6 protein-coding genes and 1 tRNA gene are annotated in these 9,667 nt (G+C 55.6%); all 7 read right to left on the reverse strand.

The features are described from left to right. Window positions 1–987 (reverse strand): type I-E CRISPR-associated protein Cas7/Cse4/CasC (cas7e, locus tag AC0AP0_RS05765; protein ID WP_490429676.1); only part of this gene is annotated, 987 nt, incomplete at its 3' end. 104 nt (window positions 988–1,091) lie between these two features. Beyond that, window positions 1,092–1,805 (reverse strand): type I-E CRISPR-associated protein Cse2/CasB, encoded by a 714-nt coding sequence (gene casB / locus AC0AP0_RS05770; RefSeq protein WP_110425788.1) that lies wholly within the window; start codon window positions 1,803–1,805, stop codon window positions 1,092–1,094. Further along, entirely contained in the window at window positions 1,802–3,559 is a 1,758-nt protein-coding gene (casA, locus tag AC0AP0_RS05775; protein ID WP_181415158.1) for a type I-E CRISPR-associated protein Cse1/CasA, read from the reverse strand. Before casA ends, casB begins: the two co-directional genes overlap by 4 nt. Before the next feature lie 71 nt (window positions 3,560–3,630). Continuing rightward, entirely contained in the window at window positions 3,631–6,798 is a 3,168-nt protein-coding gene (locus tag AC0AP0_RS05780; protein ID WP_490429677.1) for a CRISPR-associated endonuclease Cas3'', read from the reverse strand. A 422-nt stretch (window positions 6,799–7,220) separates the two neighbouring features. Beyond that, window positions 7,221–7,712, reverse strand: a complete 492-nt coding sequence (locus AC0AP0_RS05785) for a holo-ACP synthase (protein ID WP_490429678.1) — start codon at window positions 7,710–7,712, stop codon at window positions 7,221–7,223. Window positions 7,713–8,041: 329 nt separating this feature from the next. Then, a tRNA-Gly gene (locus AC0AP0_RS05790) sits at window positions 8,042–8,115 on the reverse strand. A 661-nt stretch (window positions 8,116–8,776) separates the two neighbouring features. Further along, window positions 8,777–9,667 (reverse strand): hypothetical protein (locus AC0AP0_RS05795; protein ID WP_490429679.1); only part of this gene is annotated, 891 nt, incomplete at its 5' end.

A 9,667-nucleotide genomic window follows, 5' to 3' on the forward strand; every position in this document is an offset into this window, starting at 1 on the left:
ATCCTGAATCCTGCGCAGCTCCGCAACCAGCCTGCGTCCAGCGACTTGTGAGATAGGCTGATCATGCTCAGCCGCAATCGGACGTTCAAAGGCTTCCACGGCATTAATAGGCTGGCTGTCACGGAAGGCCACAATGCAGGTCTCGGGCAGGGTCCTGTTGGCGTAGGAATTCTGCTTGCCGGTCGGCATGGATCGGATGAAGGCCTCTACGAAGACCGAAGCCACTCTCGCAGTCGCCTCTGCATTGCCAATCTGCTCCTGCAAGGCATCCAGGTTCACGGTCGCGTAGCGATAGAGCGTGGATGAGTTGAAACCTACGGAGTCGATCATGGCTGCACCGGCATTGTCTGCTTCAGTAAAGTCGTCAGCGGCGGTGAAATAGTCGTACTCAGGCTTGATGGCATCCACGGAGATAGCGTGAGCCACCTGAGCGCTGGCATCCGTATTCAGGTCAGGGGCATCAGCCAGCATACGGCCGAACAGGGCGATGTCAACCGCCTGCTCACCGTGGAAGACCCCCGACACTTCCTTCTTCATAGCCGAATCTGGTGCCTTTGCCGGATCCTTTCCCTGATCCATCCATTCCAGAGCAATATTGGCCAGCCTCCCGATCTCGGTATTGCCGATGAAGATCAGGTACTGAGTGACTGGTTTGCCACTGGCCGCCCCTGCACGAGTGGAAGCGACAACCTTGACTCCAGTAGCCTGCAACACCAAGGAGGCGTAGCTTTCAGCCTGATCCTCTGATTCGGGCCGTTGATCGACCATGGCCTTCACGATCAGCTCGACTGCGTTCTTCGTCCGTACCCCCAGCTGCTTCTTGTCCAGCAACGATTTGAAGGTCTCACGCATGGCCCGCTTCCAGGCCTGGCTGGAGACACGCGAGCGCAAGACACCGCCATACTGAGCGGTCTTGGGATTGCCCGTCTCGTCACGATTGATGTTGCTCGGAGGGACGTTCTGTACTGCGTAAATATCCATAAACATGGCATATTCTCCTTAATATTTATTTTGAAAATTGGTGATCTTGTGTATGTGTATCTGTTTGATGACGAATTGTTCGAGACGACCTGTCATCATTGACCGTTCTGCTAGACCTCAGCTGTTCTATTAGCCTTTTCGCCCTCTTTCGCCTCCGCGGCCTTGTGCACGGCGTAATACTGCCGAGCCCAACGGTGAAAGACAGAGGCCCTCCGACCAGGCAGCTGCAGCAGATAAAGATCCTGGGCGAAAGCCTGATAGTCCAGCTTCACATCCTGATTCCTCATCATCCTTATCAGTGAATACAGCTGATGCCGGATACCGTCGAAATCAGGAGCATCCTCCATGATTTGTAGCCTTCGAAGAACCGGAGTGGCCTTGGAACCGTCCTGGTCAGCGTCAATCATGTGGCATGCGTGGCCGAAACTGTAACGGAAGCGCTCGGAACGCGCCTGCTGCTTATGATCAGGCATCCAGGCCATACCCTGAGATTTCGACTGCTGATGAAGCGCATACATCTGCAAGGCAGTGGCAATAGCCCGTGTTTCAGTGACGATATTAGGGTCGTTGTCGAGGGCCGGGTTTCCCAGGATATCCTGTGGCCAATCCTCATATAGATCAAACCCGACATTCATCCACCGCACCCTGCCATCGTCAATGCCTCGGCGCAGCATAGCCAGATGAGCCCTGGCCACGCTGCTGGCCTGAACCGTGTAGGCGTACTGCAATTCCCCGATCCGGTGGTTGGCGTATCGCCCGACAGCCTGTTTGCGGTCGTCGACTGACAAGACATGATCGTCTGTCACGGTGTCTGCAGTCATCATTGAACCTCCTTTTCATTTGTGGCCTCACCTTCACGCGAGGGAAGAGGACCTAGATATTTATTCAATTGGCTTAGGAATCTATCGAAGATCTGCTCAGAAGATCGGGCACCATTGGCCTTGGGCAGGAAAGACGGTGCCGGAGACTGATCACGATACTCACCAGCTATGCCGATCAGATCCCGATGAATGGCCTGGAACCAGTCATTCCGGTAGCGTTCGATGTCTTCTGAAGGGCCGAACTCCGCAATCCGCTGTCTGAAAAGCTGATCCAGGGAAGCATATGCGCGCTCCTTGACGCGGGCCACTACGGCATAGAAGCGGTCCTTCTGCGCTTTGTCGCCTGCGGATTGGTTCAACTGGGCAACCATGGAGTCCAATGCCTTGACGGAATCCTCAGTACGCTCAACAACCTGAACCACCACATCCACGGCAGCAGTATCCAAATGAAGCAGTTGAAGGTTTGCATCCAGCGAATCATCAATGGCATCCGAGAAGAAGCTGTTCTGCGGACCATAGATCATACTCTGGGTATGGATGCGAGCCATCTGCATTACTTTTCCTGACCCGGCATCATCCTGATCCCAGTTCAACAGAGTCTCAACCCATCGAATAACGCCGGGACGGGTGTCGTCAGTCTGACCTGCACCGTTGCTTCCCGCGCTGATCAAAGGCTGCAGCTGCCGCCATATGGCCTTGTCAGAAGTGAATGTGACTGGCATGCGAGGAGCCGTCGGCAGCCCCAGTTTCTTCCGCAGGTTCTCGCTGCCGTAACGCCAGGCTGTCATAGGCTCATAAGCATCCATGTTGTCAGCGCTGATGACATCGCCGTAGCAAACGATGATCCCGACCACACGGGAACCTGAACTATCGGGCACGAGCCTCACCCTGCGTGATTGCAGAGTGAGCATGTCCACAATGCCTGCAGGGTGATAGTCGGGATTCATGTCAGGACCGGCCGGCTCACGCTCCCAAGGAGCCAAATCACCGGGCTTACCGAACCAGATATCATCATCCCCACGGCCTCGTGGATTGATCAAGCACCAGTTAAGCATCAGGGTGGCGAACAGATTGTCCTGTTCCAGATAGACATTGCCCAGAGCACCCAACCAGCCAGTTCCCACCTTGGACTTGGGCGGGTAAACCTTGTTGTTCCGCACATGGGTCTCCCCATCTACCGGCGATTTGATGCCTGCAGGGTCATAGGCCTGGAGAAAGACCAGCCATCGGGCTGCTTCAGGCAAGGTAAGCGAGTCCAAGTCGTTCTTGGCGCGCATGGAGAAAAGAAACTTCTTGGGCTTAGGCACGTCAGCTTGAAGTTCGCCAATGCTGTCATACTCTTTATCCTCGGACGAGTAGGTCAATCCCGGCGTCTGATAAAAGGGATGCTCTGGATTGAACAAATCGAACCTGTCGTGATAGCGCTCAAGGTAGTCATCAATTACTTGAGGGTCGAACTGCCCAGTCTGCCAGAGTGTCCACCACAGCTGCAACAAGGCCGTCGGATTATCACCCCCGATCATGGGTAGATACCGCTGAGCGTATGCCTTGTAGAGCACAGCTTCGGTCATCCTTAGTATGGGCAGGGTCTGTTGAGGCATGTCACTGGAAATCTCACGGATTCGATGGGCCTCAACCAAAAGGTCGCGCAGGGAGACCAGGTCGACACGTCCTTCCAGATAGGTAACCCTGATCCAAGGCTGGTCCAAGAGATTGAACGACGGCCGACCTCTGCCGGTCGCTCCAATATCATTCATTATCATTGTCCTTTCTAATTGTTCGGTTATTCATAAGTGGAAAATGCCTGCAACTAGCGAGGCATGCAAATTCAGCTCTCCCCGCCCTTGTCGGCTTTCACACAGGTCAGCCCATCCTCACGGGTGTATCCGATAAGGAAGCCATGCACAGTGGTGACGAATCTGCGGCGATCCGAATCGGATTCCTCCTCATCTAAGACCAACGGCAAACAGCCATCTAGCCAAGGAGATTGATGCCATGCATCAACGCAATCACCAGCTCGAATTTCGAGTTCATTGATCAGAGCATCAATATCATGACAGATACGATCAGGCAGATTTACCGCACAACGCAACACCACTTGCGCCAGATGGTTCTCAGGTTCGATTTTTGTAGGCACAGGAGCCCCGCAAGGTACTGTATCGCCTCCGATCCATGGCAGAAGCGCATACTCATCGCCGCACCGGCGCAGAAGCACCACCTCCACCGAATCATGAGTATCTCTGACGGCCTGTCTGGCTTTGGCTTCCGACCTGGCGTCCACAGTGCTTGTAAATAGGTCCACCAAGGTGTGAGACTGGCGCAGCAGATGCGCCGAATCTTTCATCAAATAGACTTGGGCCTTATCGATCTCTTCTGCATCCTTTTCGGCACGCTTGTGCGCATCCAGCCGATACCGTTCTTGCCAGGCTTTGGGTATCAGCTGTGCAACTGCATCAGAGTCGTAAGCCGTGCGGACCAACGGAGCGATGTCATCAGGAAGCTGCAGCAAGCGGTGGGTGCCGTCTCCTTGCAGACCAAGCACAGCAAGGGCTTCAAGCATGGATGCCGGCGGATAGACGCTGTCTACATGGTCAGGAAATACCGGGCCATCTGCGTTCCAGGAGGCCATGCCCCGCAGATAGCAGAAGGCTTTCCGCAGACCAGCTGGACGGTCGCTCTCACCTTGTCCACGGCGATGGCGATGCAGACGACCCATGCGCTGTAACATCAGATCGACCGGAGCTATATCGGTGACCATGAGGTCGAAGTCAATGTCCAGGGATTGCTCCAGAACCTGAGTGCCCACGACAATCAGCCGGTGAGGGCGTCCTCCATTGGCTAGGGTTGCATCCGGACCAAGACACTCTCGAAGTTCTCTTTCGTTGTCCATACGATCCCGGTCAATGAAGCGGGAGTGCGTCAGTCTGACCTGATTCGGGCCGAATTCATCGGACAAAACCGCAGCCGTTTTCTGGGCACGATCTACAGTGTCGCAGATCACAGCGGCACACCCGCCTGCAGCCAGCCGCTCTTTCAGTAAGTCTGCAAGATGCCCCAGATCGTCATCGATGACATGACAATCGATGTCCACCGCACGGCCTGATGGCTGCACCGAACTAGACCGGCAGGTCGTTCCAGACGTGTAAGTAATCAGCGGATAGGCATGCAGATCGTCAGGATCCTTCTCCTCATTAGAGAGCTGCTTGTCACCTGCCTGTGAAGACGCAGAAGTCTTATCAATATGTGGCTTGTAGTAACGATCAGTAAATGCCTCCATGCTTGCAAAACGACGCGGTGCAACCGCGAGGGACTGCTTCGTCTGACTGCCTGATCCTCCAAGCACCGAGGCATACCCTTTAATATAAGCGTCCACCAGCTCATGTCGCAGCGATGCAGGCAGAGTTGCCGACAGGAGGATAACTGGGTTGTGGAATCCTCCCAGCCATTCCAAGGTCCGCTTGAGATATTCACGCATGTAGGTGTCGTAAGCATGACATTCATCAACAATGACAACTTTGTTGGCTAGAGCCAATTGCCGCAGACTGACGTGCTTCATCTGCAAAGCGGCCATGAGCACCTGATCAATAGTACAGATCAGGAAGTTAGCCAACACTCCTTTCTTTCTGCCTCGCAGCCAGTCATTCGCCACTGCCTCCGGATAGGCCTCCTTTTGCGCAGCGGAGCCTTGCGGGACATCTTCATCGAAGACTGACGAGGTGGCCGAATTCTTAGCTGAAGCCATCATTGACATGAATTCCCTGTTGAGAGCAGCTTTGCCATGTCTGAGTGAGGTGGATTTCTCAGAGCGTCCTTCCGGCTGAGGCAATCTATCGATCCAGCTCTTGCAACGCGAGAACATGGCATCGGTGGTGGCCATTGTCGGCAGGGCCACGCAGACTCCTCCCCTGCCTGTTCGTTCCGCCAGAATTTCCGCACAGGCCAGGGCTGCTTCGGTCTTGCCTTCGCCCATGGGCGCTTCGATGACCATAATGCCCGGATCCTTGGTCGTTTCCGCCAAATGCGCAGCCTGCTCCTGGACTGGTCTGGGATTGGCCCCCGTCGGCAGATCAAATCTAGAAGCGAAGCGCTCCCCTATGCTGATTTGTTCATGAATAGGCTGCCACTTCGGAGGCAGGTCGAGATTACGCCATCCGCGCTCCTGACGGGCCTTAAGACCGGCTCGCGTACGTACTGAATTCATCCGGTCCCAGGTCTGCTCGTCATAGTTCGGGGGGTTGAGCGGCACCAGGGGAAAAAGATCGTCGTCGCTGTTGCTGGCGATCCAGTCGGCCATGATGACCAATCCCTCCAGCACCGATTCGGCGTATATATTCAGCCGCTTTCCACTCAGCCGAGCGAAGTCATCGTCACTGAGTTCACACTGCTTGGCCACGAATTCAATCAGTTCGTGCTGTGCTTTAGTCCAGTCCTCATAACCCCGAGCGGTACCCATGCGTACATCCATATCGGACTTGCTCAGGGCCTGACGGGTAGGAGGCTGACCATGATGCCCCCCAACGACACAGGCATAGGATTCAGCCACCGACTTGCTCCAATGCCTTACCTGCTTCAGATAAGACTCCAGAATCCTTTGGCCCGCTATGGGATGGGTAGGATAATTGGTGTCTGTAATCGGCACATCAGGGAACCGCAGGCCAGCCTGTCTAGGCTTCCATTGCAAAGAGAGATCCTGCATGCCCGGTGCATGTGTCAACGGTTTGCTTTGGAAAACCGGGGTTGCTTTACCGATATCATGGACACCGGTGATAAACATGCAGACTTTGCGAGCCAATTCCGGATCACCAACATCGCGGATGATGATCTCTCGAGTGCCCCAGGGCACCCAGTCACGCCAAAGATATCTAGCCACCGCAGCGGAATCACTCAAATGCGCGAAAACTTGTAGCCAGTCATCCTCGTTAAGCAGATTAGTCTTGCCCCACAAGGACATGGCTATAGCGTCAAGATCCAAGTCTGTTGGTATCACTCCGCTCATTGTTCCCCCGTTCCTAGCTCAGCGAACCTGCTAATTGGACAACTTCGTTGTAACAATTTATGAGCATAGCACAGAGAATCAGAATTTACCAAATTTATAATCTCTTAATGCCACAAGTTGTTCTATATACCCTGACTATTCAGGGAGCATATAAAATCCTAATGACACAAAGGATCATCCCTACCTAAGCAGGGAACACACCGCAAGAAGAAGCTGTATGTAGTTTACACGGGAACCGCAGTCAACCCTTAGAACGACGCGTGTAATACATAGCACTGACTGCATCTGAAGCCTCGAACACCGAATTCGACTTCTTCTTCGACAGAGTCAGAGCATCGCCTCATATACCAAAGACTTCTATTTGGCTGTTTACACGATAACTAGGAATTACCGCCACATGCGTCATGTGTCCTAGCCTAATTTCAGACACACCTGCACAAAAGCACGACCGCTGAAGCCATCGGTCCGTCATGGCTGAGAGCGATGTGCCAGCATAACTGCACTCGATTGACCTGACCACCGGTTAGAGGTAAGGAATCGTAAAGCCTGGCTTCTACGGAAGGCTCTAGATTGATACTCGGCCGACCCCGGCCATCATCCAGGATCTCCACCCCGCTCCAGGGGAAATCATCCAATCCATAGGGCGATGGCTCAGGTCCCAGCGCCTGCGACCAGGCCTTAAGCACCGATTCCTTGCCGGCCCAGCGCACGGCCAAGTGCGCCGCCGTATCGTCATGCTTGAGCAGGGCCCGCTGCTGGGCCTGCCGCCGCTCCCGAGGCGAGAACAAGCTTGTCATACGTGTGCCAGGCATAGCCAGTTGCCGGCCGAACTCCTTCAGGTCGACCAGGTCATGTCCCAACCCCAGCACTTGTCCAAACCCGGCATCTTCCATAGGCCCGAGTATGCCCCTCATCGGCCACTGCAGCAAATCATCCGGTCGGAAATTGAGGATTCCGCACCCCCCCGCTGTGTCATTGATAGCTAAGTTCCTGAGCGAACGACTGCAGGGGGATAAAGAAGATTTCGCCATATTAGCAGCAGGAGTCACAACGCTGGCATGACGCTGTTGGACAGCTCTGTAGCCACTACCATCCAGCAGTCTCCGCTGTGTACCCTATCGTGTACCCATTTAGCCCGTAAAGTGCCGGATACTGGCGGAAATCTCGCTCAGTCAGGCCCGATCCTGACCGCTCCAAGAGGTTGGAAAACCCGCCGAGAATGGCGGAATATCAACGATTATTGTGGAGCGGGCGGCGGGAATCGAACCCGCGTAATCAGTTTGGAAGACTGAGGCTCTACCATTGAGCTACGCCCGCAAAGCCGTTGGCTCGGTAAACAGCATAGCACATGGGCCAGCCGGAACATGCGGTCAATTAATCACTGCGTGATTTTACTCAGTGACAAACCTATGTAGGCATCACTGGGCAGAGCCTTGTACAACATGGAATCCTGCCCACTGCTGAAGGGAAAAATATCGGCGTGGCTATGGTGATCGGGCTTCTCGCCATGAGTATTATGACAACAAACCGCAGCCGCAGGAATTCCATAACAGCGGCCACTAACACCAACACTTCGTACGAGTAAGCGGTCGGACGACTCCCCAAAGACAAGTCCGGCCATTCGGGTGGCCCAGCAATAACCCCAAGTAAAACCTGGGCCACCCATCTACTTTTTATACCTTTTCATGAACAGGAGCCAAACACGGTCAAGTTGTAAAGGCCGCCTGCCCCTCAAACAGCATTGAAGCAAGACAAGGGATGGTAATAGCCAAGCCTGACGTGCCCAGGGACATTTCATCCACTCTCCCGTGAAGAAAGCAATCACCCGAGTACGAGCAGCTGATGAGCATCCACCCCACATAACAAAAGGGGAGGTGAGCCGTTTGGCCCACCTCCCTGATCAGCGCAGTGATTAAGCTCTTACCGATTTCCCATCTCCCACTGCAGAGAATAGGTAACCGACCAATTCACGCTGCTCTCAACCTCGGTCGTAGTAGCCGTCGGCACCCAAGCGGGCCTGGGGATCCAGCAACATGGCCTTCTCGACCTCATGACCCACATACCCGTGGCCGTCCTCATGGAAGCGACGGTTGTCGATGGGCTCGTAGAGCGGGGCCCGACCCATGCGGCCCTCCTCCAGGCGACGCTGGCCAGCGGCCAGACGGTCGTTGGCCCGACGACGCCACTCGTCCAGGGCCTCCTGGCCGGAGGTCTGGAGCACGGCAGCTTCGAAAGCCCCAGGGCTGACGATGACCCCGATGCCGGAGACATGGCCGAAGCCCAGGGAGGTGACCAGTCCGGCCTTGACCCTGCCCACCTTCAGAGGCTGCTCCAGCCAGACCAGATGGTCGTCACGCCTCAGGACCGGATCCACGCAATCCAGGGAGGCATTGGCCGGGATGACCCCGGACCGGAAGAGCTGGGTGAGCCCGTTGATCTGGAAGATGCAGGCGCCGCCCTTGGCATGGCCGGTCAGGCTCTTCTGGGAGATGACGTAGAGCGGGTTGCCATCCGTCCGCCCGATGGCGTGGGCCAGGGTGTTGTGCAGCTCGGACTCGTTGGGGTCGTTGGCGTTGGTGGAGGTGTCATGCTTGGAGACCACGGCGATGTCGTCGGGGTCCACGCCCAGCTTGGCCAGCGAGCGCACCAGGTCCGAGTCCCTGCCGCCCATGCCGGCGGCCAGAGCCCCCAGCCCGGGTGCGGGGATGGAGGTGTGGGCGCCGTCCGCGAAGGAGTGGATGTACCCGACCACGCCAGCCACAGGCAGACCCATGCGCAGGGCGATGTCACCGCGGGTCAGCAGGATGGTCCCGCCGCCCTGGGACTCCAGGAAGCCGCCGCGCCGACGGTCGTTGGCCCGGGAGAAGAA

Source organism: Bifidobacterium sp. POST2/T3 (B1) (genome assembly GCF_058197115.1).